Raw genomic sequence first — 24349 nt, 5'->3', positions numbered from 1 at the left:
CGTAGCACTCGACCATTCGATGTAAAACTTGTACACCACTTAAAACTTAAGAACCGTACGTACAAGATTCATGTTTAACGTCACCGCCCTCACATCACCAACATTGCTATCAAATGCACTAACACAGACCTTTATCATCACTTGAACAACCCGCTTTTTGATCAGGAACCTTAACGCCTTGTTCACCCCCACATAAAATCTCAAACAACGTATATCGTCTTTTGCGCTCATCAACTTACAGCTCCTGGATGGAATCAGCCTCCAGATTCGTCTGCGTAATGGGTATGCACAAACACCGGAGTTTTCTCGCTGACCGCCAGCATTTCAACCTTCGTCAGATCGTAGCAATCATGGCTCACGCGAAAGTTGCCAAGGGTACTGCTCATCCATACCACGGTGGCGGTCCTGGCAAAAAAGGACCGATCACAACCGGGCGATTGAGAGCTTTTTCCAGTGACTCAAAGGGTTGGCGTGTAGTCGCGGGCGATTGATGGCACTTTGCAAACTATTTACCGGTAAACGGGTCGATAGAAACGAACGCTATATGCAGTTGTGTCGGGCAAGACTCGATTTGCTGATTTACACTGCGTTCACCAACCTCATCTGTAACAAGGAATAACCTATGGGCGTGCTCAGTGAGTTCAAGGCCTTCGCGGTCAAAGGTAATGTGGTTGACATGGCCGTCGGTATTATCATCGGCGCCGCGTTCGGTAAAATCGTTTCGTCGTTTGTCGGTGATGTCGTCATGCCGCCAATCGGCCTGCTGATCGGGGGGGTGGACTTCGCGGACCTGGCGGTCACGCTGAAAGCGGCACAGGGCACTGTTCCGGCCGTGGTGCTGGCCTACGGTAAATTCATCCAGAGCATCATCGATTTTCTGATCGTCGCGTTCGCAATCTTCATGGGCGTGAAAGCCATCAACCGCCTGAAGCGTGAAGAGGCTGTGGCGCCAAGCCTGCCGCCGGTTCCGACCAAGGAAGAAGAACTGTTGAGCGAGATTCGCGACCTGCTCAAAGCGCAGAACAACAAGCCCTGAAAGCTGCGTTGCGAAATAAACGGCGCCTGATGGCGTCGTTTTTCATTACCAGTAATTCTCCACGGCCACCTGGCCAGGTCGCCGAGTCAGGCTCAGTTGCATGTCGCGCGCTTTCAGCAGGTTGCGCGTGTCATCGATCATCTGCGGGTTTCCGCAGAGCATTACCCGCGAATGTTCGGCCGTCATCGTGACACCCGCCACCCGCTCCAACTCGCCACTTTTGATCAACTGAGTGATTCGCCCGCTCAACGCTTGCGGATGCGGCTCACGGGTGACCGTGGCGATAAATTGCAGTTTATGAGCGTGCTCCACCAAATACTCACGCTCTTGCAATTGAGCAATCAGCGCCTGATACGCCAACTCCCGCGCTTGGCGCACGCTATAAACCAGAATGATGCGCTCGAACTTCTCCCAGACCTCGAAGTCCTGGAGGATCGACAAAAACGGGGCAATACCCGTTCCTGTGGACAATAACCAGAGATCGCGCCCATCGACGAAACGATCGAGGGTCAGGAAACCAAAGGCCTGACAGTCAACCTTCAAGGTATCGCCCACCTCCAGACGGCCCAGCTCGCTGGTAAATTCACCTCCCGGAACGACGATGGAGAAGAACTCAAGAAACTCGTCATGGGGTGAAGACACCATGGAATAAGCGCGCCATACCGTACTGCCGTCTGCCTTCGTAACCCCTAAACGGGCGAATTGCCCGGCACGAAAACGAAAGCCCGGATCTCTCGTGGTACGCAGCGTGAACAGGCTGGGGGTCAATGGCTGGACATCGAGCAGGGTTTGGCGGGTGAACTTCTCTGCGCTGCCGGTCATGGGGCGCTCCATAAGTCTGGTCGCTCCAGTGTCCCGCAAAGCCGGACGAAGAAACACCACCGTTTTGTAGTGGTATTAATGGACAGACGACGAACTGTTAATTAAAGAGTTAAAGCGGGCCTCATAGCGAGAGGATGAAGATGATTTTAATATTTCTACAGATGACGGACGATGTCTCATGTTCTGTACAAGTTCTGTTCTTCTAAGAACCGGCTGTTCATTTGAAGAGCCCATCAAGAGCAAAAATTCACTTCACATACGTAAGATTTACCCTACAATCTTGACGTAAAATTTGGATCCAATTAATGCCTGCGAAGTGAAGTACAGGGAGCATTCTCTATGGATACCTGGAAGGAAACTCTGTTAAGAAAATTGATTTGTGAGTCAAACATTAAAGTCGCCTACAAAATTGCACTCGATTTCTTTAATAATATTGGCTACGAATACTGTGCGTTTTCGATGCTTTCTCATACACCAACCCATTGTTTTAACAAGGTAAATCTTAATAATTACTCAACCGGCTGGAACAGCCATTATGAGCAAAACAATTACTGCGCGATAGACCCAACAGTGGCTCATTGCAATCATTCAATGCTACCTATTCTCTGGGACAGCGAGACCTTCACCGACGTCCCCGATCTGCGGCGCGCACTCGCGCATCAAGGCATGCTGTACGGTTGGGCGCTGCCGGTACATGACCTGAATAACCATAGCAGCGGTATGCTCAGCGTCGCCCGAAGCCATTGCCGTATCACCGCTTATGAACTCTATGAAAACCTCGGTTATGCGACATGCATCAGCCAAAAGCTGCATGTTCTCGCGATGCAAAATCTGCCCAGCGAGAATCCCGGCAGCTTGAGCGTGATTCATTTATCGCCACGAGAAACGGAGGTGCTGAAGTGGTCCGCAGATGGCAAGACCGCGGCGGACATCGGGCGCATCCTCAGTCTCAGCCCGCGGACGGTGAATTTTCACATCGGCAGAGCGATTCAGAAGTTAGGCGTCACCAATAAGATTTCTGCCGTGGTACAAGCCGCGAAGTGCAAATTTATCTGAACCTTGACCAACCTGACCGTTTATCCGTGCTGACCACGACGGAAAAACCAGGGAGTAATCGAACGGAAAAAAACGTACCATTTACACCCCTTCTGAGTGATGAAGCGAACGACACCGCGACGCAGTCCACTCAGGCGGTCCCGTCCAGCATTGAAAACGTGCAAAACCGCGGGACACCCGTTGATTACCCAGAGTTCCCGCCCCATGCCCCTGCTCGAAACCCCCTTCGCCCAAATTGACCTGATCCGCCAGCCCGAACAGCAGAACGAACCGCTGCAAGCGTTCGATGCAGCCGACGAGTACCTGCTCAATCATCTGGCCGAACAGCAGCCCAGCATCGATACCCGGGTTCTGGTGCTCAATGACAGTTTTGGTGCGCTGGCGGCGAGCCTTGTCGGTAAGGTTCAGGTTACGAGCAGCAGTGACTCCTTCCTCGCGCTCCAGGCGCTGGAAAAGAATCTGGTACGTAACGGCCAGGCATTTGATGCTGTGCCGACAGTGCCCGCCAATGCACCATTGGTCGGTCCGTTCGATCGGGTGCTGATCCGTGTGCCCAAGACTCTGGCGTTGCTGGAAGAGCAGTTGATCCGCCTGCAAACGCAACTGGCACCCGGTGCGCAAGTGGTTGCTGCGGCCATGGTCAAACACCTGCCACGGGCAGCCGGCGATCTGCTGGAGCGCTACATTGGCCCGGTACAAGCTTCGCTGGCGGTCAAAAAGGCTCGCCTGCTGATTGTCACACCCGACGCCAGACAGCCCGCGCAGTCGCCCTACCCGACTCGCTATAAACTCGACGAGCCGGCGATCGAACTACTGAACCATGCCAACGTGTTCTGTCGCGAAGGCCTGGACATCGGCACACGGGCATTTCTTCCTCATCTGCCAAATAACCTGGGCAGCGCGCGGGTTGCCGACCTGGGTTGCGGCAATGGTGTGTTGGCCATCGCCAGTGCCCTGCAAAACCCTCAAGCCCACTACACGCTGGTGGACGAATCGTTCATGGCCGTGCAATCCGCTGCCGAAAACTGGCAGGCCGCCCTCGGTCAGCGCGACGTCATCGTGCGCGCGGGCGATGGCCTGGCCGGGCAGGAACCGCAGTCGCTGGACGTGGTGCTGTGCAATCCGCCTTTCCATCAGCAACAAGTGGTCAGTGACTTCCTCGCCTGGCGGATGTTCCAGCAAGCTCGCGAAGCGCTGGTGGTGGGCGGCGCGCTGTACATCGTCGGCAACCGTCATCTGGGCTATCACAGCAAACTGGCGCGCCTGTTCCGCGGTGTCGAGCAGGTCGCGGCAACGCCCAAATTCGTGATCCTCAAGGCCCGTAAATAACCGCCCGCGCCCAGGCAAAAAAAACCCTCCAGCGGAGGGTTATAAATCCGGGCCACAAGGCACGGGATGGGATGTTCGGGTCGATCAGTGAGTGGTCAGGCCAGCAGCGTTCATGAACATGCGCATCAGGCTGGCCACGACAAACAGCGCCAGTACGCTGCCGGTCCAGATCATTACCAGCCAGCCAAGCCGCTGCCAGAGCGGCTTCTTTTCAGCCTGTTCGATTTCCTGCAAAGAGTGTCTATCAGCCATTGCCCCGGTCCTCGGTCTGGGTTTGATGGCGCCTTTCAAGGCGCCATCGCGAGCAAGCTTTGCTCCTACTAGTGGTAACCGTCTTCATGGGTCACCTTGCCGCGGAACACGTAGTAGCTCCAGAAGGTGTAGCCCAGAATGAACGGGATGATGAACAGGGTACCGACCAGCATGAAGCCCTGGCTTTGCGGCGGTGCGGCGGCGTCCCAGATCGAGATCGACGGCGGCACGATGTTCGGCCACAGGCTGATTCCCAGACCGCTGTAACCGAGGAAGATCAGCACCAGGGTCAACAGGAACGGCGTGTAGTGAGCGTTACGTGCCACAGCGCGCAGTAAACCGTACATCGTCACCAACACCAGGATTGGCACCGGCAGGAACCAGAACAGGTTCGGCAGGGTGAACCAGCGCGCAGCGATCTCGGCATGAGCCAGCGGGGTCCAGATACTGACGATACCGGTCACCGCCAACACCACGAACGCAAGCGGACGGGCCAGGTCGTGCATTTGCTTTTGCAACTTACCTTCGGTTTTCATGATCAGCCAGGTGCAGCCGAGCAGCGCATAAGCGACGATCAACGCCACGCCACAGAACAGCGAGAACGGTGTCAGCCAATCCAGCGTGCCGCCAGCGAACTGTCGATTGACCACCGGGATGCCGTCGATAAATGCCCCCAGCGCCACGCCCTGGAAGAACGTCGCCGTCAGCGAGCCGCCGATGAAGCATTTGTCCCAGATATGCCGCTTACGATCCTTGGCCTTGAAACGGAACTCGAAGGCCACACCGCGGAAGATCAAGCCGATCAGCATCAGGATCAGCGGCATGTACAGCGCCGACAGCACCACCGAATACGCCAGCGGGAAGGCGCCAAATAACGCCGCGCCGCCCAATACCAGCCAGGTTTCGTTACCGTCCCAGACCGGGGCGACAGTGTTCATCATCACATCGCGATCACGGTGGCCCTTGATGAAGGGAAAGAGAATGCCGATTCCCAGGTCAAAACCATCCATGACCACGTACATCATGATGCCGAAGATGATGATCACGGCCCAGATCAGCGGAAGATCAATACCCATGACTCAATTCCTCTTGTTCAGGCTGGCTTCGCCGTTTTCGTCGCTTTCATCGGCAGCGGAAAGCGGACGGGCCGGCGTACGTTGCTGCCCGGGACCACCGTGGCTCGGTTCGGCCCCTTCGTTGATCTTCGGCCCTTTGCGCACCAGGCGCATCATGTAGCCCAGACCGACACCAAACAGCGAGAAATACACCACGACGAACAGCGCCAGGGTAATGCTCATCTGCAGGAAACTGTGCATGGATGAGGCGTCGGCGGTACGCATCAACCCGTACACCACCCACGGCTGACGACCGATTTCAGTGGTGAACCAACCGGCGAGTAACGCGATCAGGCCCGATGGCCCCATCCACAGCGCCAGGTAAAGGAACGCACGGTTCGAATACAGCGCGTCGCGCTTGCGCAGCCACAGGCTCCACAGACCGGTGAAGATCATCAGGAAGCCGAGCCCGACCATGATCCGGAACGACCAGAACACGATGGTCGAATTCGGCCGGTCTTCGGGCGCGAACTCCTTGAGTGCCGGGACCTGTTTGTCCAGCGAGTGAGTCAGGATCAGGCTGCCCAGATACGGAATCTCTACCGCGAATCTGGTCTTCTCGGCTTTCATGTCCGGCCAGCCAAACAGGATCAGCGGGGTCGGCTCATTGCCGACGTTTTCCCAGTGACCTTCAATCGCGGCGATTTTTGCCGGCTGATGCTCGAGCGTGTTGAGCCCATGGAAGTCACCGATCACCGCCTGAATCGGCGCGACGATCAAGGCCATCCACATGGCCATCGACAGCATGGTGCGGATCGCCGGGTTATCACGGCCGCGCAACAGGTGCCAGGCAGCCGACGAGCCGACAAAGAATGCGGTGGCTACAAAGGCTGCGGTGGCCATGTGCATCAAGCGGTACGGGAACGACGGGTTGAAAATCACCGCCAGCCAGTCCACCGGGATCACCTGGCCGTTAACGATTTCGTAGCCCTGCGGGGTTTGCATCCAGCTGTTGGAGGCGAGAATCCAGAACGTCGAGATCAGCGTGCCGATGGCCACCATGACGGTGGCGAAGAAGTGCAGTTTGCGCCCGACCCTGTTCCAGCCAAACAGCATGACACCGAGGAAACCGGCTTCGAGGAAGAACGCCGTGAGCACTTCATAGGTCAGCAGCGGCCCGGTGACGGAACCGGCAAAGTCCGAGAAGCGGCTCCAGTTGGTGCCGAACTGATAAGCCATGACCAATCCGGAGACCACCCCCATACCGAAGTTGACGGCAAAGATCTTCGACCAGAAGTGGTAAAGATCACGGTAGGTATCGTTGTGGGTCTTCAGCCACAAGCCTTCGAGCACCGCCAGGTAACTCGCCAGGCCGATGGTGATCGCCGGGAACAGGATGTGGAACGAGATGGTAAACGCGAATTGAATTCGGGCGAGATCAAGTGCCTCCAAACCGAACATAAGTCTTCCTCTGTCTGGTAATACGGCTGCTGGCTGGGAGCCTGCACCCACCGCCCCCACGGTCATGGAGTGTGGCGAATTCAAATTCGTTGTTTTTTACAACCATCGCAACGCAGGGAGTCTGGCCATCTGGCCGCCAGAGCAAACCCACCAAGGGTTTTGATCTGGATCAAGTAACGATGAAAGAGTAGTCCCATTTTCAGCGCCCGACTGTGTGGTCTTTTGCCGCGTGACAGGTTGCCTCACCGTTCTGTTCAGGGCTGTGGTATTCGCTGTGGCGAAGGAAGGGCGCGGGCTTCAGGATAGGTGTCTAGCTAAGTAAATTCCCCGCACACGCAACTTCAGGTTACAAGTTGGTGATAATCTCGATTTTTCCCCGTTCAGAACTACCCGCCGATGCCGACCCAAGCCCCGCTGTTGTTGCGCCATCACCGCCCGTTCATTGCGTTCTGGCTGGCGCGGGTGTTCACCGCCAGTGGTTTCCAGATGCTGACTGTGGCCATCGGCTGGAATCTCTACCAACTCACCGGCAACGTGCTGGACCTGGGTCTGGTCGGGCTCGTGGAGTTCGCGCCACGGGTGTTGTTCATGCTCCACACCGGGCATGTGGCAGACCGTTATGACCGGCGCAAGGTCGCGGCCATCTGCCAGTCCTTGCAGGCGATGATCGCCCTCGCCCTGGCCATTGGCAGCGCCACTGACCACGTCACCCGCGAGATGATCTTCATCCTGGCCTTCCTGCTCGGCGCCGCCCGTTCATTCGAAATGCCGACCACCCAGGCGTTATTGCCGACAATTGTCCCCGGTGCACTGTTTCCGCGCGCGGTGGCGGCGTCCCAGTCGGCTCAGCAGTCAGCGACCATCGTTGCGCCAGCGCTGGGTGGTTTGCTGTATGCCTTCGGCAGCGTCTGGGTGTATGGCCCGACAGTGATTCTGTACCTCATTGCCTGCAGCCTGATGCTCAACCTGCCCGCACGGCAAACCCCGCTGAACAAGGGCAAGGCGACGCTGGATTCGTTGCTTGCCGGGATTCGCTTCATTCGTAGCCGCCCGGACATTCTTGGCGCGATCTCACTGGATTTGTTCGCGGTATTGCTCGGGGGCGCCACGGCGCTGCTGCCGGTATTTGCCAAGGACATTCTGCTGACCGGCCCCTGGGGGCTGGGGCTGCTGCGTTCGGCGCCAGCAGTCGGGGCCTTGTTGATGTCGTTATGGCTGGCGCGGTTTGCCGTGGAACGCAGCGTCGGACGGGTCATGTTCACGGCCGTCGGGGTGTTCGGCGTCGCGACTATCGCCTTCGGCCTGTCGACCTCGTTCTGGTTCTCGCTGGCGGTGCTGGTGGTGCTAGGCGCCGCCGACATGATCAGCATGGTGATCCGCGCGTCCTTCGTGCAACTGGAAACCCCGGACGAAATGCGCGGCCGGGTCAGCGCCGTGAACGGCTTGTTCATCGGTGCCTCGAACCAGTTGGGCGAATTCGAATCCGGACTCACCGCCCACTGGTTCGGCACTGTACCGGCGGTGGTCATGGGCGGAATCGGCACGCTGCTGGTCACCGGGACGTGGATCAAACTGTTCCCGACCCTGGCCCAACGCGACCGCATGCATGTGCCGGTGGATGAGGCGAAGGCCAATACCGAAAGCTTGCCAGGTGAACAAAGCAGCATTTAGGCGACGCAGGGCGGTACATAGTTAGTGCATAAGGTGTAATGTATCGCCTTACACTGACGCCATGATCAAATCCTTTCAGCACAAAGGCCTTCGTGGCTTCTATGAAACCGGTTCGACTCGCGGGATCCGCGCCGATCATGCGAAACGCCTGGCCCGCATGTTGCCGTTCATGGATCGTGCACTGAGCCCGGGCGACCTGGACCTTCCCGGTTGGCGACTGCATCCGCTCAAGGGCGATCTTCAGACCTATTGGTCACTGAACGTTTCCGGGAACTGGCGGCTGATTTTTCGCTTTATCGGTTCAGACATCGAACTGGTCGATTATCTGGACTATCACTGAACAGGAGGCAGGACATGCCTATGCACAACCCGCCACACCCTGGCGAAACACTTCTGCTGGATGTGTTGCCGGAACTCGGCATCAGTATCACCGAACTGGCCAAGCGGCTTGGCTACGCCCGCCCGCATTTCTCGCGGGTGCTTCATGGTCATGCTCCTATCAGCCCGGACCTGGCGGTACGGCTGGAGCGCGCCGGTATCGGCAAGGCGAGAACGTGGCTAGGCGTTCAGACTGACTACGATCTCTGGCAAGCCGAGCACCGCGAACACCCCCCCATCGAGCGTTTCGCCGCCCAGGCGTGAAAGCCGCTAAACAAGCAACTCCCCCGCCACCGCAGCCCTGACGGCCTTGCCACACAGCCGTTCAACCAGCACCAACGCAAACGCCAGGGCAGCGCTCGAACCTTGAGCGGTGATGCAGTTGCCGTCGATGACCACCGGTTGATCGACGAACGTGCAGCCGAGCAGTTGATGACTGGCCGCAGGCAGGCAGGTCATGCGCCGCTGACGCAACACGCCAAAGGCTTGCAGCGCCAGCGCCGGCGACTCGGCAATACCGGAAAACAGGCGTCCGGCGGCGGATTGATCCTGGACCAGCTGCAACAAGGGTTGATGAGCTGCCAGGCGCTGAGCGCCGACGGCGCCACCCGGCAAAACGACCAGATCGAACGGTTGCGCCAACACATCGACCAGCATCGCGTCGGCGGTCAATCGGGTGCCACGGGCGCAGGTGAGCATGCGCCGTGATTCGATGCTCGCCACCACCACTTCGACTTTCGCACGGCGCAACACGTCGATCAGTGTCACGGCTTGCAGGTCGTCGATACCTTCGGCAAGGGTAATCAGGGCTCTAAAGGTCATGGTCTGCGTCCACAGGGTGATCCTTAAAGCGTAGTCAGCTTTGCCGACAGATGTTCGAGCGTGCTGTTACCCAATGAAAGTTACTTGATATACAGCTGCGTCGACAGCCTGTTGCCCGGGGCATTGATCGAGGTATTGCTGAAGGTGAAAGTGCCTTCCTGCTTACCCGCCAGATCAAAGGTGTAGAGGTTGCCGACGATTTTACTGGCCACGCCGGAGCATTCCGTCAGATTGCCGTTGCCATAGACGCAGACAGGAGCCCGCATGCCATTGACTTCAAAGCCGTCCAGCGTTGCACTCGGCAGGCGGCCGTAGCCGATCTCCAGCACATAGATCTTGATGTTGGGGCCTGCGTGATCGCACTGCGTCTTCTCCTGCCCTGGTGCAATATTTTCAATGCCGCAGGAGGTCGACTGGACCTTGAGGACCTTGACTTCGCTCAGCGGCGGTGCGGACGCGGCCAGTGCGGTGTGCGCACCGAGCAACACGGCGCCAGACAGGCCAAAAGCCAGAATCATCCTGCTCTTTATAGAAGACATAGCCACTCCCAAAACCAGCGCGCAGTATGCCGCACTCCCTCAAACTGCAAAACATCGCCGACGATCAACGCCATTAGGCAGCCATAGCCGCACGCTGCTGGTATGATGCGCGGCTTTTTCCGACCGACAGAAAATACTCAGGCGCCTGGCACGGCCTGTGCTTTGCTGTTGAAGTCGATACATTCACGGCGCCGGGCGCGCCACGGGGAGCAGACATGCTGGAAAGGCTGTTTCAACTCAAGGCACACAACACCAACGTGCGTACCGAGATTCTTGCCGGTATCACGACCTTTTTGGCCATGGCCTACATTCTGTTCGTCAACCCGAGCATCCTCGGCGAAACCGGCATGGACAAGGGCGCGGTGTTTGTCGCAACGTGTCTGGCAGCGGCCATTGGCTCGACAGTGATGGGCCTGATCGCCAACTACCCGATCGCGCTGGCGCCGGGCATGGGCCTGAACGCCTTCTTCACCTACACCGTTGTCCTGCACATGGGTCACACCTGGCAAGTGGCGCTGGGGGCGGTGTTCATCTCGGCGGTCATGTTTTTTCTGTTGTCGATCTTTCGCATCCGCGAATGGATCATCAACAGTATCCCGCTGGCGTTGCGCTCGGCGATTGCCGCCGGTATCGGTCTGTTCCTGGCGCTGATCGCCTTGCACAACGCCGGCATCGTGGTCAGCAACCCGGCGACCATGGTTGGCCTCGGCGACCTGAAACAACCGGCACCGATCCTCGCGACCCTGGGTTTTGCGCTGATCGTCGCCCTCGAAGCCTTGAAAGTGCGTGGTGCAGTGCTGATCGGCATCCTGGCCGTGACCATCGTTTCCATCGCCCTGGGCTTCACGCCGTTCGGCGGCGTGATGGCGATGCCACCTTCGCTGGCGCCGACCTTCCTGCAACTGGACATCAAGGGCGCGCTGGACATCGGCCTGGTCAGCGTGATTTTCGCTTTCCTGTTCGTCGACCTGTTCGATAACTCCGGCACCCTGATCGGCGTCGCCAAGCGCGCCGGCCTGATGGGCAAGGACGGCCACATGCCGAAAATGGGCCGTGCGCTGATCGCCGACAGCACCGCAGCCATGGCCGGTTCCCTGCTGGGCACCTCGACTACCACCAGTTACATCGAGTCGGCAGCGGGCGTCAGTGCCGGTGGCCGTACCGGTCTGACAGCTGTCGTGGTGGCGATCCTATTCCTGCTGGCGTTGTTCTTCGCACCATTGGCCGCCAGCGTGCCGGCCTTCGCCACCGCGCCCGCCCTGCTGTTCGTCGCCGTACTGATGACCTCGGGCCTGGCGGAAATAGACTGGGACGACATCACTGTCGCCGCGCCAGTGGTGGTTACCGCGCTGGCCATGCCATTCACTTATTCCATCGCCAACGGTATCGCGTTCGGGTTCATTTCCTGGACCGCCATCAAGTTGCTGTCCGGTCGCGGCCGTGAACTGAACTCGGCGTTGGTAGTTCTGTCGATTCTGTTCGTGATCAAGTTGGGTTGGTTCAACGCATGACTTTCGATTCCCAGGCTTACACGGCTCAGCTCGAAGAAAAGGCCACGCGCTTGCGTGACCTGCTGGCGCCGTTCGATGCACCAGAACCTGCGGTGTTCGACTCGCCGCTTGCGAACTTTCGCCTGCGCGCCGAATTCCGCCTGTGGCGCGAAGCCGGCGAGCGTCACTACGCGATGTTCTCCCAGGAAGACAAACGCACGCCGATCCTGATCGAAGAGTTCCCGATCGCAAGCAGGCGCATCAACCAGTTGATGCCGCAACTCAAGGCTGCCTGGCAAGCCAGCGCCGCCCTGAGCCACAAGCTGTTTCAGGTGGAGTTCCTGACCACCCTGGCCGGCGATGCGATGATTACCTTGTGTTATCACCGGCCGCTGGACGAGCACTGGCACGCGGCCGCGTCGAAACTGGCCACGGACCTGAACGTGAGCGTGATCGGTCGCTCCAAGGGCAAACGCGAAGTGATCGGCCATGATTATGTGGTCGAGAAACTTGAAGTCGGTGGTCGCACCTTCAGCTATCGCCAACCGGAAGGCGCGTTCACCCAGCCGAACGGCACGGTGAACCAGAAGATGCTCAACTGGGCTTACGACGCTCTGGGTGATCGTTCCGACGATTTGCTGGAGTTGTATTGCGGTAACGGCAACTTCACCCTGCCGCTGGCGACCCGCGTGCGCAAAGTGCTGGCCACCGAAATCAGCAAGACCTCGGTGAATGCGGCGCTGAGCAACCTCAGTGAAAACGCTGTGGATAACGTCACTCTGGTACGTCTGTCTGCCGAAGAACTGACCGAAGCGCTGAATGAAGTTCGCCCGTTCCGCCGTTTGCACGGCATTGATCTGAAGAGCTACGAGTTCGGTAGCGTGTTCGTCGACCCACCGCGCGCCGGCATGGACCCGGACACGTGCGAGCTGACCCGACGCTTCGAGAACATTCTGTACATTTCGTGCAACCCGCAAACGCTGGCGGCCAACATCGCCCAATTGCACGATACCCACCGCATCACCCGCTGCGCGATGTTCGATCAGTTCCCGTGGACGCACCACATGGAATCCGGGGTCTTGCTGACCCGACGTTGATTGCACACGCTCATGACAAAACAGCCGTCTTGATGACGGCTTAATGAGATGGTCACCCCCACACCCTGCGAAAGCGTAGCCCTCGCAGGGTGTGGGGGTGACCATAGATTTTTGTGGGTGGCGCCCGTGACTGTCCGATCATCGAACACTTATTGCCGTATTGCGAGGCTTGGCGCTCAGCGTCAATTGACCAAATTAACCATCTAGTACAATTTATCTCCACAGGCGGGTTCCCCTCGACCCACGCCCACAATAACAATGGAGATGCCCCCGATGCCCCCTATCGTTCTGGTGCTCAACGGCCCGAACCTGAACCTGCTTGGCACCCGTGAGCCAGCGACGTATGGCCATGAAACCCTGGCCGACATTTCGGCCTTGTGCGGTCGCGCCGCCGAAGAGTTCGGCCTGGCGGTGGAGTTTCGCCAGACCAACCACGAGGGCGAATTGCTCGATTGGATTCACTCGGCACGCGGTCGTTGTGCCGGGATCGTAATCAACCCGGCGGCCTGGACGCATACCTCGGTCGCGATCCGTGACGCGCTGATCGCCAGCGAGTTACCGGTGATCGAAGTGCACCTGTCCAACGTGCATGCTCGCGAGCCATTCCGTCATCACTCGTTCGTGTCGGCCATCGCCACCGCCGTCCTGTGCGGGTTCGGCAGCCATGGCTATCGCCTGGCGCTGGAGCATTTCAGCCATCGCTTGAAGGGGTGAGCCACATGTCGCAGAACAACACGGTACTCGCCGGGCTCATCGGCGCCGGCATCCAGGCGTCTCGAACCCCGGCGCTGCATGAGCGCGAGGGCGATGCCCAAGGCCTGCGCTATCTCTATCGGCTGATCGACCTCGATCAGCTGAAACTCGACAGCGGTGCCCTCCCCGACCTGCTGATGGCAGCCGAGCGGATGAACTTCACCGGCCTGAATATCACCTTTCCGTGCAAGCAGGCGATCATCCCTCTGCTTGACGAACTCTCGCCGGAAGCCCGAGGCATTGGTGCAGTCAACACCGTGGTGCTCAAGGATGGAAAACGCATTGGGCACAACACCGACTGCCTGGGTTTCGCCGAAGGTTTTCGCCGTGGCTTGAAGGATGCTGCCCGCGAGCACGTCGTTCAAATGGGTGCCGGTGGTGCCGGCGCTGCGGTAGCCCATGCGCTGTTGAGTGAGGGTGTGCAGCAATTGAGTATTTTCGATGTGGACGTCAGTCGCGCGCAAAGCCTTGCGAACAACCTCAATCAGCATTTCGGCAGCGGCCGGGCCTGTGCCGGCAGCGATCTGACCAGTGCACTGGCGCAGGCCGATGGACTGGTGAACACCACACCGATGGGCATGGCCAAACTGCCCGGCATGCCAGTACCGGTGGAGCTGCTGCGGGCTGAATTGTGGGTCGCGGAGATTGTTTACTTTCCACTGGAAACCGAACTGCTGCGCAACGCCCGTGCCTTGGGTTGCCGGACTCTGGATGGCGGCAACATGGCCGTGTTTCAGGCGGTAAAGGCCTTTGAGTTGTTCAGCGGCGTGGCGCCGGATGCGCAGCGGATGCTGGAGCATTTTCAAAGCATGAACGGCTGACGACCACGGCCTTCTTGATGATCGTTCCCACTCACTGCGTGGGAACGATCTGCAATCTGCTGGCTTGAGCTTCAGGCCTGCAAATAGCGCAGCACTGACTCGCAGATCATCTGGCGATGACGTTGCTTGATCGTTTCGTCCGGCAAGTCGATCTGAAAAATCTCGCCGAAGGTATGACGGTTCGACACCCGGTAAAAGCAGAACGAACTGATCAACAAGTGCACGTCCAGCGGATCCAGCCCACTGCGAAACACACCCTCCTCGGCGCCGCGACGCAGAATCACCCCCAGCGAATCGAGGATCGTATTGTTCATCGCCTTGATCGCTTCGGACTGCTTCACGTACTCGGCGTTGTGAATGTTCTCGATGCTGACGATGCGCACAAAATCGACGTTGCGGTCATGGTGATCGAAGGTGAATTCCACCAGCCGCCGAATCGCCTCACGCGGTTCCAGCTCAGCCAGGTGCAAGCGACTTTCAGTGCTGCGGATGTCGCCGTAAAGCTTCTCCAGCACCTCGACGTAGAGCTGTTCCTTGCTACCGAAGTAGTAATAGATCATCCGTTTCGAGGTGTGGATGCGTTCGGCGATAGCATCGACACGAGCACCGGACAGGCCCTGCTGGACGAACTCGACAATGGCTTCTTGAAGAATGTTCTCGCGGGTCTTTTCCGGGTTGTTCTTGCGACTCTTGCGCGGCTCGATCAAGGGGGCGTCGGGCGCGACGGTGAGTTCTGTGGTCATTCTCATTCCGGGCTCAGGGCCATCACTGCACAGCTGGCGATTATGGGCCGCACGATGCAGTGAAGGAAGCTTCGCCACGGCCGTTTACCCCCGCGTTTAACAATTTCCTACAACTTGGCGTGACGCACACCTCCGCTGCGCGATTTCGCCATCGCCGCCAGGCGCACCGCGACGTTAGCCGCACCATATCCGGCATAGCCGTTTTTGCGCTGGATGATTTCGAAGAAGAAGCGCCCTTCAAAGGGCTCGGTGTACACATGAAACAGCTCACCACCCTGAGCGTCGCGGTCATACAGCACGTTGTAATAGGCGAGTTTGCTGAGGAACTCGTCATCGAAATCAAAGCGAGCGGCAAGGTCATCGTAATAATTGAGCGGGATGTCCAGCAGCGGTACACCGGCCTCTTTGGCGCGACTGACTTCAGCGAACATATCGTCGCAGTCAAAGGCAATGTGGTGCACACCGGAGCCGCGATAACTGGACAAGGCGTGAGAGATGGCGGTGTTGCGGTTCTCGGAAATGTTCAGCGGCAAACGGATCGAGCTGCAACGGCTACGCAGCGCGCGGCTTTTCACCAGACCGTAAGGGTCAGGCAACACCACTTCATCGTCGGCCTCGAAATCCAGCAGGCTCTTGTAGAACAGCACCCAACTGTCGAGGCTGTCCGCCGGCAGCGCCATCGCCATGTGGTCGATCCTTTTCAGTCCACCACCAGTGGCCGCCGTTGGATGCAGACTGAAGTCGGTGCCGTAGACATCGGCGTGTTCATCCACCAGATAAATCAGGCTGCCATCCGGCGCACGGACCGCCGCCAGTTCCAGTTCATTGGGGCCGACCAGCCCGCGATAGGGTTGCCCTTTGTACGCCACCGCTCGGGCCAGCGCACTGGCGCTGTCCTTGACCCGCACTGCGGTCGCACACAATGACGGCCCGTGCGCTTCAAAAAAACTGTGGGCAAACGAATAGGGTTCAGAGTTGAGGATCAGATTGATATCGCCCTGGCGCAACAACGTAACGTTCTTGGAGCGGTGTTCACCGGCCTTGACGAAACCCAGTCGCTCCAGCCAATGCGAGAGCTTGGCGCCGAGGCTTTCGTCCACCGCGAACTCGAGAAACTCGATGCCGTCATATTCACTGGCCGGCGGCGTGGCGAACAAAATGTCGAGGTTCGGCGCAGGCGTCGCTTGTTGCTGCAAACGCGCTCGGGTCTTTTCTTCCAGATACAGCAAGGAGCGCAGACCATCGGCGGCATTGGCGCGTGTTGGTGCGGCGCGGAATCCGTCGTTGAAAATTTCCAGTGACAGCGGCCCGGTGTAACCACTCTGGATAATCGGTGCGAGAAAACCCGGCAAGTCGAATTCGCCCTGTCCGGGGAAGCAACGAAAATGTCGGCTCCACTCCAGCACGTCCATGGCCAGGATCGGTGCGTCGGCCATTTGCACAAAGAAAATCTTCTCGCCGGGAATGTCCGCGATAGCCCGTGGATCACCCTTGAGCGACAAGGTATGAAAACTGTCCAGCAACACGCCCAGATTCGGATGATCCGCCTGGCGGACGATATTCCAGACCTGTTGATACGTGTTCACATGCCGGCCCCAGGCCAGCGCCTCATAACCGATACGCAAGCCACGAGCCCCGGCGCGCTCGGCCAACAGTCGCAGATCGTCGACCAGAATCTGCTCATCGCCAACGCTGTCGGCCGAAGCGTTGCTGCACACCAGCACCAGGTCAGTGCCCAGTTCCTGCATCAAGTCAAACTTGCGCTCGGCGCGTTCCAGGTTGCGCGGCAGGCGGTCGCGGCGGCAGCCTTCGAAATCACGAAAAGGTTGAAACAGGGTGATGGCGATACCCAGGTCAGCGCACATCTGTTTGATTTCACGCGGGCTGCCGTCGTAGTACAGCAGGTCATTCTCGAAAATTTCCACCCCATCGAAACCCGCAGCGGCAATAGCTTCAAGTTTTTCCGGCAGGGTACCGCTCAAGGAAACGGTGGCAATGGAACGCTGCATGTTTCGACTCCCGGTGGGATGGGTTGATCTTGTTAGAGGCACGACACGGCTTTTCGTAGCAGCTGGCGCAGCCAGCGGCTACGAGGGATCGCGTTTAACGTGAGGCAAATTATTGGCTGCATGGATGATCTGAGCAATTCAAAGTGTACCAACTGGTTAGTTTACCGTGCGATTATCGAACACAATGGCAGTTGGCGAATTGACGATTTTTCGCTCACTGCGCACCATCGTCAGCACATCGAGTCCGGTCATGAACCACCGGTCGAAATGACCAAAGACCCAGAACACACCATAAAAAATTCAAAAATCGGGTACATGCTCATGCTTTCATTCAACGCCTTGTTCCGTTGCTCCTCCCTTCACTCTCCGTGCCTGGCGCCCGACCGCCAACCGCCTTCGAACCTTTCTGGCGCCCGCGACCGAACCCGGCCCGCATGCTGAACACGCGCTTTGGTTGCCTCAGCCAACACTGAGCCAACACAAACACTCAGCCGATCAATCATTGTTTCCACCCTGCGCATCTGCGCACCCCGACGATTGATCACGCGCCCATGAAGTCCCGACGAGCCTTGCTTGTCAGTCATTGAACGGATGGCACACATGATTCCTTCTCAGAGCTCTCATACAGAAAGCGCCCGCAAGGCCTCAGGCCTGGGCGTCGCGACCGGCGGCATCGGCGACAAAATCCGTGGCGCCATGGCGGTCGGCAAAACCCGCTGGGGCATGCTGGCGCTGGTGTTTTTCGCCACTACCCTGAACTACATTGACCGCGCCGCACTGGGCGTCATGCAGCCGATCCTGGCCAAGGAAATGAGCTGGACGGCGATGGACTACGCCAACATCAACTTCTGGTTCCAGGTCGGTTACGCCGTCGGCTTCGTGCTGCAAGGCCGGCTGATCGACCGGATCGGCGTGAAGCGCGTGTTCTTCTTCTCGGTGCTGTTCTGGAGCCTGGCGACTGGCGCCCATGGTCTGGCGACGTCGGCCCTGGGCTTTATGGTCTGTCGCTTTATTCTCGGGCTGACCGAAGCCGCCAACTACCCGGCCTGCGTGAAGACCACCCGGCTGTGGTTCCCTGCCGGTGAGCGCGCCGTGGCCACTGGCATCTTCAATGCCGGGACCAACGTCGGCGCCATGTTCACACCGATGCTGCTGCCGCTGATCCTCCACGTCTGGGGCTGGCAGGCCGCGTTCCTGTGCATGTCGGCACTGGGCGGGATCTGGCTGCTGTTCTGGGGCTTGAAGTACTTCAACCCGGAAGATCACCCGTCGGTGAAGCAATCGGAACTGGACTACATCCAGAACGAAGTCGAACCGGAACAAACCCGCGTGCCGTTCTCGCGGATCCTGCGGATGCGTGGCACCTGGGCCTTCGCCCTCGCCTACTCGATGACCGCACCGGTGTTCTGGTTCTATCTGTATTGGCTGCCGCCGTTCCTCAACCAGCAATACAACCTGGGGATCAACGTCACGCAGATGGGTATTCCGCTGATCATCATCTATATGACAGCCGACTTCGGCAGCGTGGGCGGTGGCATTCTGTCCTCGTTCCTGATCGGCCGTGGGGTCAACCCGATCAGGGCCCGGTTGATGTCGATGCTGCTGTTCGCCTGCTGCATCATCGGCGTGATCATGGCTGCCGGCTCCAGCAACCTGTGGGTCGCGGTGTTTGCCATCTCGCTGGCCATCGGCGCGCACCAGGCCTGGACCGCGAACATCTGGAGCCTGGTGATGGACTACACGCCCAAGCACATGATGAGCACGGTGTTCGGTTTCGGTGGCATGTGCGCCGCCATTGGCGGGATGTTCATGACCCAATTGGTCGGACACATTCTGACCATCACCAATAACAACTACACCGTGCTGTTCACCATGATTCCGGCGATGTACTTCATTGCGCTGATCTGGTTGTACTTCATGGCACCGCGCAAGATTCCGAAAATCGACAACTGACGCTTCCTCTTTCGCAGGCCTGGTTTCAGGCCTGCTTTTTTTTTGTTTGCACGGTTGCCGATTTCGTCCCTCTTTCTTCCGTCCACGGAGCTCATACCGTGTCTGTGAGTAACCTCAGTATCGCCAAACGGGCGCTGATCAGCTTCGGCCTAATCGCTCTGCTGGTGTTGTTACAAGGACTGTTTGCCCTCAAGCAGGTGGCCGAAGTGCGCGCCACTGGTCAGCACACCGAAAACGTCTCCCTGCCCAGCACACGCTACCTGGGGGAAATCCGCGACTATATTCTGAGCATTCGCGTGCTCAGCCTGCGCATAGCGCTCAACCGCGAGCCAAAAGTACTCGATGCCACTATCGCCCGCCTGCATCTGGTGGAAGGCTGGCTTGAGCAAACGCTGACCAGGCGCGAGTGATCGAGACCCTCGATTCGATCCAGGCCATGAGTGCCGATGTCGGCACCGCGCTGCAACAGGTGCAGACCCTGGCCGAACAATCTCGGGAAATCGGCAAAGTACTGGACGTCATCCGCGCCATTGCCGAACAAACCAACCTGCTGGCCCTCAACGCCGCCATCGAGGCCGCAAGAGCCGGGGAAGCCGGGCGCGGTTTTGCCGTGGTCGCCGATGAAGTGCGAGCCCTGGCCCACCGCACCCAGCAGTCGACCCGGGAAATCGAGCAGATGATCGCCCGGGTTCAGGGCGACACCGACAGTGTGGTGCTGTCGATGCACGGCAACAGCCAGCGGGTGGCCCAGACCTTGTCGATCGCCGAACAGGCCGGCGTGGCCCTGGCGCAAATCACCCGCGCCATGGAGCAGATCCACGAGCGCAATCTGGTGATCGCCAGCGCCTCGGAAGAGCAGGCTCAAGTGGCCCGAGAGGTGGATCGCAACCTGCTGAACATCCGCGACCTGTCGCTGGCCAGCGCCGACGCGTCGACCCGGACCAGCGCCACCAGTCGGGAGTTGTCGCAACTGGCGGCCGGCTTGCAGAACCTGGTGGTGCGTTTCAGGTTTTGAGCGCAATCAGCCTCTGCGCTGTTGCCAGGCCGCCGCCAATCCACTCAGACAAATGACCGCGATGCCGATCACCGTGGTCAGGCTTGGCGTATGGGAAAACAGCAACCAGCCAAGCAGTCCGGCAAACACGATCTGACAGTAACCAAACGGCGCCAACAATGCCGGTGCCGCATGCCGGAATGCCTGAGTCAGCAGCAGATGCGCGGTCATCCCGCAGCTACCCAGCGCCAGCATCAACAGGCCATGAGTCAAACTCGGCACTTGCCAGAACATCGGCACCAGTGCGCTCATGACCAAGGTGTTGCACAAACCGGCAAAAAAGTTACTGGTGGTCGGGCTGTCGATCTCGCTGAGTTTGCGCGTCAGCAGTTGGTAAAAGCAGAAGAACAACGCCGAGCAAAACGGCAGCAACACCGCCGGGGTAAACAAATCGCCGCCGGGGTGGACGATGATCAACACGCCGATAAACCCGCAAATCACCGCCAGCCATTGCCCCCGCGTCACTCGTTCACCGAGCAAGGGCACCGACAACGCGGTCACCAGCACCGGTGCAAGAAAGTTGACTGCCGTGGCTTCCGCCAATGGGATGAACAACAGGCCCGTGGTGAACAACAGACTGGTGCCAAGCAAGCACAACGCCCGCAGCAACTGCAGCAACGGGCGTTTCGTGCGCAGGACACGCAAGCCCGATTGCGGCAAAAAAATCCCGGCCATCAGCAGCGTGTGAACCAGATACCGCGCCCAGACCACCATGATCACCGGATAGAAACCCGACAGGTATTTCGACAAGGCGTCGTGAGTGGAAAACAGGAAGGTCGCAACAACGATCAGCAAAATGCCTTTGAAGGGTTGATTGATACCGGAGAGCGGGGTGCTGAGGGTCATGGGATATCCCTTGTGTCTTCCATCAAAGGTTAAAAAGCATCGCGGGCAAGCCTTGCTCCTACAGGTCACCGAAAACCTGTAGGAGCAAGGCTTGCCCGCGAAGGTGCGCAGCACCGGTCAAACAAACGTCAACAACGCCCGCGTCTTGTCCAACGCCATCTGCGCCCGCTGCAAGGCACTCACGCCCTGCCGTTGCAACTGCACGGCCGGCACTTCCAGGCTCAATGGCAGATTAACCGGCAAACACCTCAATAACCCCAGCAGGTCGCAATCCCCTTCGCCAGGGAAACGCCGCTCGTTGCGTGCCTGACGCAAAATCTCCCGCATGTCTGCAGGCTTGGGTCCTGCCACATCGCACAGCTGTGCATAACGCAGGCGTGACGGCGCGACCCTGGCCAGATCTTCCAGACGTGAAGCCGAGCGGTCGAAATGGAATGCATCCACCAGCACGCCACCGTATTCGTGATCAGCGTTTTCAACAATACGCACGGCCTGCTCAAGGTTGCGCGCATCGGTCCAGGGCATGAACTCCAGATGGCTGTGCAAACCGTAGCCCGCCGCCAGATCGCAGAGTGCGGCAAAATTCTCGGTGAGCCGCTGCTCGTCAGGATCATTACCGGCTATCAGTAATTCACTGGCACCGAGCTCTGCGCCGGCCGCCAGGACCGCCTCGAAATCCGCCACCCGGGTTTCGGCTTTCAGACGCAGAATTTCGATATCCAGCACTTGAATGCCGGTGTCACGCAGCCGCGCCCGCGTCTGTTGCCACAACTGTGCATCCGCCATCAGCGGGAAATGATGCTCCTCGGGGGTGGCCGGGACCAGTCGCAGCCCGACATGGCTATACCCGGCACGCGCCGCCACCTCGACCATCTCCGGCGGCGACAATTCAAGAACGGTCAGGCTGGCCAGGGAGAAAATACGCTCGCTCATGTTCATTCCTCGATCCGTGCCGGCACACAGGCGCGACCGCTGGCAGCGGCCTCGCGTATGGCTTCGATCAGCGCCAGCGTTCGGGCCGCGTCAGCGACACTCACCAGCGGCTTCACCTCACCTCGGGCCACCTTCACGAAATGCTGCAATTGCAGGCGTAGCGCTTCATCAGCGTTGAAACCTTCCTGAACGGCCTGCAAGGGTTGATGCCAACCGGCGTCCGCGTCGGCGTAATGCCAACGCTTGAGTTGCGGAATATTCAGTGCGCCAGCGGTCCCGGCCAGCAGGTAGCACGGTTGGTCGGCCTGGCGTGGGTAAGCCGGGTTTTCTCCCGCGTCCAGCTCCCAGCTCCAGGGCGCCGCCACCGCGTCGGAGCCGGTCAGACTGCCCAGCGCACCATTGTCGAATTGCAGCAACACCGCCGCGCAATCTTCATTGGCAAACCCGCGCACCGCATTGCTGGTGATGGCCTGTACCTGGCGCACTTCACCGCACAAGTGGCGCAGCAGATCGAGGTCGTGAATCAGGTTGGTCAGCAACATTCCGGCACCGGCCTCGCGGCGCCAGGGAATCTCGAAATAACGGTCGGGTTTGCGCAACTGCCAGAGCGCGGTGACCATCGTCAGTTGCCCCAGTGCCCCGCTACGCACCAGCTCATGGGCGCGGGCGATCAGCGGATTATGCCGACGATGATGACCGACCAGAACTGGCACGCCAGTGGCTGTCGACGCGGCCACCAGTGTGCGCACTTCATCCAGGTGCACGCCCACCGGTTTTTCCAGCAGCACCGGCACGCCAGCGGCCAGGCAATCGAGCGCCGTGCTCACGTGCAGGTTGTTCGGGTTGGCAACAATGACGGCGTCAGGCTTGAGCTGTTCCAGCAGTGCCCGGTGATCGGCGAAATGCGGCACGCCCCACTCGGCCGCGATCCCGGCGGCTTGCGGACCAGGATCGGCCACTGCGCACAAGGTCGCTTCAGTCAGGGTCTTGAGATGCTGGTAATGCTGCTGGCCCATATTGCCGGCGCCGATCAGCGCGATGCGAAGTAGCGAACTCACAGTGCAATCCTCTTGTGATTATTGTCAGGACATCGAATTCCAATAATCTAGAACTCGATTCCAATTTATCACACAAGGAAACGCCAATAGTGTTCGAACAGCGCACAGCTTCCGTAGGAGCAAAGCTTGCTCGCGATAAACGATGATGCGGTCTGTTTGAAACACCACAGTGTCTGCATTGCTCCTACAGGGGCGATATGGCGATCAGTTGAACAGCTCCGAAGCCTGACTCGCCGCCGACAGCTCCTGAGCAAATTGCAGCAACAACGGCGCCAGTTCATGCAGTCGCGACTCGGGCAACCGCGCACTCGGCCCGGCGACACTGAGCACGCCTACCACTCGCCCATCCACCGGATGGCGCACCACCGCGGCGATTGCCGAGGTGCCGACCGCCGAGCTCTCCTGAACCCAGGCATAGCCGTGTTCGCGGGCCAGGCGCAGGCGCTCGAGCAGTTCGATATTGGAGCGCGGTGCATTCGGTCCCAACTCCAGCGGCCTATCCGCCGATTGCCGTTCCACCAGTGACAAGGCCTCGGCATCACTGAGGCTGGCCAGCCACGCGTGCCCCGACGCGGTGTAGAACAACGGCGCATCGCGGCCCATGTCCGGGTCATAACGCAAACCGGAACGCGCGCCCTGAGACTTGGCGATCCAGGTCTGGCGCTCGCCCTCGATCACACCCAATCGCACCAGCTCGCCGGTTTCCTGGGCTAACCGATCAAGCACCGGCTGGACGATATCCGCACCGCTGCTCGACAGGTAACGAAAACCCATGGCAACCAGTTTGGTCGACAGGTGATAACGCAAGCTGTCCGGATTCTGCCGCACGTAACCCAGGCGGATCAGCTCGGCGAGCAAGCGGTGCGTCGCACTTTTCGGGATCTCCAGTTGCTCGGCCAGCACCTGCATCGGCAGGCCTCGCGGATCACTGGTAAGACTTTCCAGCACACTGAAGACACGTTCGATTTGACTGCCGGCCATGGTGGGATTCCAGACTAAATTTGGCCGATTCTAGAAGACAACCGGGTGAATGCGAAATGTGGAACCGCAGTGTCCGATAACCGCCCGAAAATAGCGCTTTGCGTCGGGACGGTCTTGTCGTTTCCAAACCAGCTCCGTATATTTTTTGGAATTAAATTCCAAAATTACAAGATCGCCGGAGTCAGCCAGC

General features: G+C 58.8%; 25 protein-coding genes and 1 pseudogene. 13 read left to right on the top strand and 13 right to left on the bottom strand.

Features of this window, described 5'->3' with window-relative positions:
• Positions 1-254: 254 nt before the first annotated feature.
• A complete protein-coding gene (locus tag HK44_RS29665) occupies positions 255-386 on the bottom strand; it encodes a hypothetical protein (RefSeq protein ID WP_019691592.1) in 132 nt (43 codons plus the stop codon).
• A 236-nt stretch (positions 387-622) separates the two neighbouring features.
• Between HK44_RS29665 and mscL the strand changes: the two genes are divergently transcribed.
• Positions 623-1036 (top strand): large-conductance mechanosensitive channel protein MscL, encoded by a 414-nt coding sequence (gene mscL / locus HK44_RS08065; protein ID WP_019691591.1) that lies wholly within the window; start codon positions 623-625, stop codon positions 1034-1036.
• 45 nt (positions 1037-1081) lie between these two features.
• On the opposite strand, the gene HK44_RS08060 is transcribed toward mscL, so the two are convergent.
• Positions 1082-1858: a ferredoxin--NADP reductase gene (locus HK44_RS08060; RefSeq protein WP_019691590.1), complete on the bottom strand. Its 777-nt coding sequence runs from the start codon at positions 1856-1858 to the stop codon at positions 1082-1084.
• 339 nt (positions 1859-2197) lie between these two features.
• Between HK44_RS08060 and HK44_RS08055 the strand changes: the two genes are divergently transcribed.
• A complete protein-coding gene (locus HK44_RS08055; protein ID WP_024264806.1) occupies positions 2198-2914 on the top strand; it encodes an autoinducer binding domain-containing protein in 717 nt (238 codons plus the stop codon).
• Between the two features lie 204 nt (positions 2915-3118).
• Entirely contained in the window at positions 3119-4243 is a 1125-nt protein-coding gene (locus tag HK44_RS08050; protein ID WP_019691588.1) for a methyltransferase, read from the top strand.
• 84 nt (positions 4244-4327) lie between these two features.
• Here HK44_RS08050 and HK44_RS08045 read toward each other — a convergent pair whose 3' ends face one another.
• The 3 genes from HK44_RS08045 to HK44_RS08035 form a co-directional block, all read right to left on the bottom strand.
• Positions 4328-4495 (bottom strand): DUF2474 domain-containing protein, encoded by a 168-nt coding sequence (locus tag HK44_RS08045; protein WP_019691587.1) that lies wholly within the window; start codon positions 4493-4495, stop codon positions 4328-4330.
• Positions 4496-4563: 68 nt separating this feature from the next.
• A complete protein-coding gene (gene cydB, locus HK44_RS08040; protein WP_019691586.1) occupies positions 4564-5571 on the bottom strand; it encodes a cytochrome d ubiquinol oxidase subunit II in 1008 nt (335 codons plus the stop codon).
• A gap of 3 nt (positions 5572-5574) precedes the next feature.
• Positions 5575-7011, bottom strand: coding sequence for a cytochrome ubiquinol oxidase subunit I (locus tag HK44_RS08035; protein ID WP_019691585.1), 1437 nt, complete (start codon positions 7009-7011; stop codon positions 5575-5577).
• A gap of 396 nt (positions 7012-7407) precedes the next feature.
• On the opposite strand from HK44_RS08035, the gene HK44_RS08030 reads away from it, so the two are divergent.
• The 3 genes from HK44_RS08030 (at position 7408) to HK44_RS08020 (ending at position 9324) form a co-directional block, all read left to right on the top strand.
• A complete protein-coding gene (locus tag HK44_RS08030; protein WP_019691584.1) occupies positions 7408-8682 on the top strand; it encodes an MFS transporter in 1275 nt (424 codons plus the stop codon).
• Between the two features lie 61 nt (positions 8683-8743).
• Positions 8744-9022, top strand: a complete 279-nt coding sequence (locus HK44_RS08025) for a type II toxin-antitoxin system RelE/ParE family toxin (RefSeq protein ID WP_019691583.1) — start codon at positions 8744-8746, stop codon at positions 9020-9022.
• Positions 9023-9036: 14 nt separating this feature from the next.
• Positions 9037-9324, top strand: coding sequence for a HigA family addiction module antitoxin (locus tag HK44_RS08020; protein WP_019691582.1), 288 nt, complete (start codon positions 9037-9039; stop codon positions 9322-9324).
• A gap of 6 nt (positions 9325-9330) precedes the next feature.
• Here HK44_RS08020 and HK44_RS08015 read toward each other — a convergent pair whose 3' ends face one another.
• Positions 9331-9882 carry a DJ-1 family glyoxalase III gene (locus tag HK44_RS08015; RefSeq protein WP_019691581.1) on the bottom strand — a complete coding sequence of 184 codons (552 nt, stop codon included), beginning with the start codon at positions 9880-9882 and terminating at the stop codon, positions 9331-9333.
• An 80-nt stretch (positions 9883-9962) separates the two neighbouring features.
• Positions 9963-10400 carry a DUF4879 domain-containing protein gene (locus tag HK44_RS08010; protein ID WP_019691580.1) on the bottom strand — a complete coding sequence of 146 codons (438 nt, stop codon included), beginning with the start codon at positions 10398-10400 and terminating at the stop codon, positions 9963-9965.
• Between the two features lie 236 nt (positions 10401-10636).
• On the opposite strand from HK44_RS08010, the gene HK44_RS08005 reads away from it, so the two are divergent.
• The 4 genes from HK44_RS08005 (at position 10637) to HK44_RS07990 (ending at position 14582) form a co-directional block, all read left to right on the top strand.
• Positions 10637-11932: an NCS2 family permease gene (locus HK44_RS08005; protein ID WP_019691579.1), complete on the top strand. Its 1296-nt coding sequence runs from the start codon at positions 10637-10639 to the stop codon at positions 11930-11932.
• Positions 11929-13008, top strand: a complete 1080-nt coding sequence (trmA, locus tag HK44_RS08000) for a tRNA (uridine(54)-C5)-methyltransferase TrmA (protein WP_019691578.1) — start codon at positions 11929-11931, stop codon at positions 13006-13008. Before HK44_RS08005 ends, trmA begins: the two co-directional genes overlap by 4 nt.
• 273 nt (positions 13009-13281) lie before the next feature.
• Positions 13282-13722, top strand: a complete 441-nt coding sequence (gene aroQ / locus HK44_RS07995) for a type II 3-dehydroquinate dehydratase (RefSeq protein ID WP_019691577.1) — start codon at positions 13282-13284, stop codon at positions 13720-13722.
• 5 nt (positions 13723-13727) lie between these two features.
• Positions 13728-14582, top strand: a complete 855-nt coding sequence (locus HK44_RS07990; RefSeq protein WP_019691576.1) for a shikimate dehydrogenase — start codon at positions 13728-13730, stop codon at positions 14580-14582.
• Between the two features lie 71 nt (positions 14583-14653).
• Here HK44_RS07990 and HK44_RS07985 read toward each other — a convergent pair whose 3' ends face one another.
• Together HK44_RS07985 and quiC are read right to left on the bottom strand one after the other, a co-directional pair.
• Positions 14654-15331, bottom strand: coding sequence for a TetR/AcrR family transcriptional regulator (locus tag HK44_RS07985; protein WP_019691575.1), 678 nt, complete (start codon positions 15329-15331; stop codon positions 14654-14656).
• A 101-nt stretch (positions 15332-15432) separates the two neighbouring features.
• Positions 15433-17334 (bottom strand): 3-dehydroshikimate dehydratase QuiC, encoded by a 1902-nt coding sequence (gene quiC / locus HK44_RS07980; protein WP_019691574.1) that lies wholly within the window; start codon positions 17332-17334, stop codon positions 15433-15435.
• Between the two features lie 600 nt (positions 17335-17934).
• On the opposite strand from quiC, the gene HK44_RS07975 reads away from it, so the two are divergent.
• From HK44_RS07975 to HK44_RS07970, 3 genes and pseudogenes are all read left to right on the top strand, one after another.
• Entirely contained in the window at positions 17935-19287 is a 1353-nt protein-coding gene (locus HK44_RS07975; protein WP_019691572.1) for an MFS transporter, read from the top strand.
• Positions 19288-19385: 98 nt separating this feature from the next.
• The gene (locus HK44_RS30460; protein ID WP_431357310.1) at positions 19386-19697 is read left to right on the top strand and encodes an MCP four helix bundle domain-containing protein; all 312 of its coding nucleotides are present in this window, start codon (positions 19386-19388) and stop codon (positions 19695-19697) included.
• Positions 19673-20302, top strand: a pseudogene (locus tag HK44_RS07970) (methyl-accepting chemotaxis protein); the annotation flags it as partial. The gene HK44_RS30460 and the pseudogene HK44_RS07970, both read left to right, overlap by 25 nt.
• Positions 20303-20308: 6 nt before the next feature.
• Here HK44_RS07970 and HK44_RS07965 read toward each other — a convergent pair.
• The 4 genes from HK44_RS07965 to HK44_RS07950 form a co-directional block, all read right to left on the bottom strand.
• Positions 20309-21187 (bottom strand): DMT family transporter, encoded by an 879-nt coding sequence (locus HK44_RS07965; RefSeq protein ID WP_019691571.1) that lies wholly within the window; start codon positions 21185-21187, stop codon positions 20309-20311.
• Between the two features lie 117 nt (positions 21188-21304).
• Positions 21305-22120 carry a sugar phosphate isomerase/epimerase family protein gene (locus HK44_RS07960; RefSeq protein WP_024264804.1) on the bottom strand — a complete coding sequence of 272 codons (816 nt, stop codon included), beginning with the start codon at positions 22118-22120 and terminating at the stop codon, positions 21305-21307.
• Positions 22121-22122: 2 nt separating this feature from the next.
• Positions 22123-23178: a Gfo/Idh/MocA family protein gene (locus HK44_RS07955; RefSeq protein ID WP_019691569.1), complete on the bottom strand. Its 1056-nt coding sequence runs from the start codon at positions 23176-23178 to the stop codon at positions 22123-22125.
• 204 nt (positions 23179-23382) lie between these two features.
• The gene (locus tag HK44_RS07950; RefSeq protein WP_019691568.1) at positions 23383-24159 is read right to left on the bottom strand and encodes an IclR family transcriptional regulator; all 777 of its coding nucleotides are present in this window, start codon (positions 24157-24159) and stop codon (positions 23383-23385) included.
• Positions 24160-24349 lie beyond the last annotated feature (190 nt).

This window comes from Pseudomonas fluorescens HK44 (genome assembly GCF_000217955.3).
GTDB classification, from domain to species: domain Bacteria; phylum Pseudomonadota; class Gammaproteobacteria; order Pseudomonadales; family Pseudomonadaceae; genus Aquipseudomonas; species Aquipseudomonas fluorescens_AQ.
Note: the sequence above shows the minus strand (reverse complement) of the source record. Positions and strands in the feature narration are given on the sequence as shown.

Bases quoted from the DNA above. Each gene is read 5' to 3' on its own strand.
- HK44_RS07990 (WP_019691576.1), top strand. From the start codon at position 13,728: ATGTCGCAGAACAACACGGTACTCGCCGGGCTCATCGGCGCCGGCATC.
- HK44_RS08060 (WP_019691590.1), bottom strand. From the start codon at position 1,858: ATGACCGGCAGCGCAGAGAAGTTCACCCGCCAAACCCTGCTCGATGTC.
- HK44_RS08050 (WP_019691588.1), top strand. From the start codon at position 3,119: ATGCCCCTGCTCGAAACCCCCTTCGCCCAAATTGACCTGATCCGCCAG.
- HK44_RS07985 (WP_019691575.1), bottom strand. From the start codon at position 15,331: ATGAGAATGACCACAGAACTCACCGTCGCGCCCGACGCCCCCTTGATC.
- HK44_RS08020 (WP_019691582.1), top strand. From the start codon at position 9,037: ATGCCTATGCACAACCCGCCACACCCTGGCGAAACACTTCTGCTGGAT.
- HK44_RS08005 (WP_019691579.1), top strand. From the start codon at position 10,637: ATGCTGGAAAGGCTGTTTCAACTCAAGGCACACAACACCAACGTGCGT.
- HK44_RS07965 (WP_019691571.1), bottom strand. From the start codon at position 21,187: ATGACCCTCAGCACCCCGCTCTCCGGTATCAATCAACCCTTCAAAGGC.
- HK44_RS08030 (WP_019691584.1), top strand. From the start codon at position 7,408: ATGCCGACCCAAGCCCCGCTGTTGTTGCGCCATCACCGCCCGTTCATT.
- mscL (WP_019691591.1), top strand. From the start codon at position 623: ATGGGCGTGCTCAGTGAGTTCAAGGCCTTCGCGGTCAAAGGTAATGTG.
- HK44_RS08045 (WP_019691587.1), bottom strand. From the start codon at position 4,495: ATGGCTGATAGACACTCTTTGCAGGAAATCGAACAGGCTGAAAAGAAG.
- HK44_RS07950 (WP_019691568.1), bottom strand. From the start codon at position 24,159: ATGGCCGGCAGTCAAATCGAACGTGTCTTCAGTGTGCTGGAAAGTCTT.
- HK44_RS07975 (WP_019691572.1), top strand. From the start codon at position 17,935: ATGATTCCTTCTCAGAGCTCTCATACAGAAAGCGCCCGCAAGGCCTCA.
- HK44_RS08055 (WP_024264806.1), top strand. From the start codon at position 2,198: ATGGATACCTGGAAGGAAACTCTGTTAAGAAAATTGATTTGTGAGTCA.
- HK44_RS08035 (WP_019691585.1), bottom strand. From the start codon at position 7,011: ATGTTCGGTTTGGAGGCACTTGATCTCGCCCGAATTCAATTCGCGTTT.
- HK44_RS08015 (WP_019691581.1), bottom strand. From the start codon at position 9,882: ATGACCTTTAGAGCCCTGATTACCCTTGCCGAAGGTATCGACGACCTG.
- cydB (WP_019691586.1), bottom strand. From the start codon at position 5,571: ATGGGTATTGATCTTCCGCTGATCTGGGCCGTGATCATCATCTTCGGC.
- trmA (WP_019691578.1), top strand. From the start codon at position 11,929: ATGACTTTCGATTCCCAGGCTTACACGGCTCAGCTCGAAGAAAAGGCC.
- HK44_RS08025 (WP_019691583.1), top strand. From the start codon at position 8,744: ATGATCAAATCCTTTCAGCACAAAGGCCTTCGTGGCTTCTATGAAACC.
- HK44_RS08010 (WP_019691580.1), bottom strand. From the start codon at position 10,400: ATGATTCTGGCTTTTGGCCTGTCTGGCGCCGTGTTGCTCGGTGCGCAC.
- aroQ (WP_019691577.1), top strand. From the start codon at position 13,282: ATGCCCCCTATCGTTCTGGTGCTCAACGGCCCGAACCTGAACCTGCTT.
- quiC (WP_019691574.1), bottom strand. From the start codon at position 17,334: ATGCAGCGTTCCATTGCCACCGTTTCCTTGAGCGGTACCCTGCCGGAA.
- HK44_RS29665 (WP_019691592.1), bottom strand. From the start codon at position 386: ATGAGCAGTACCCTTGGCAACTTTCGCGTGAGCCATGATTGCTACGAT.
- HK44_RS07960 (WP_024264804.1), bottom strand. From the start codon at position 22,120: ATGAGCGAGCGTATTTTCTCCCTGGCCAGCCTGACCGTTCTTGAATTG.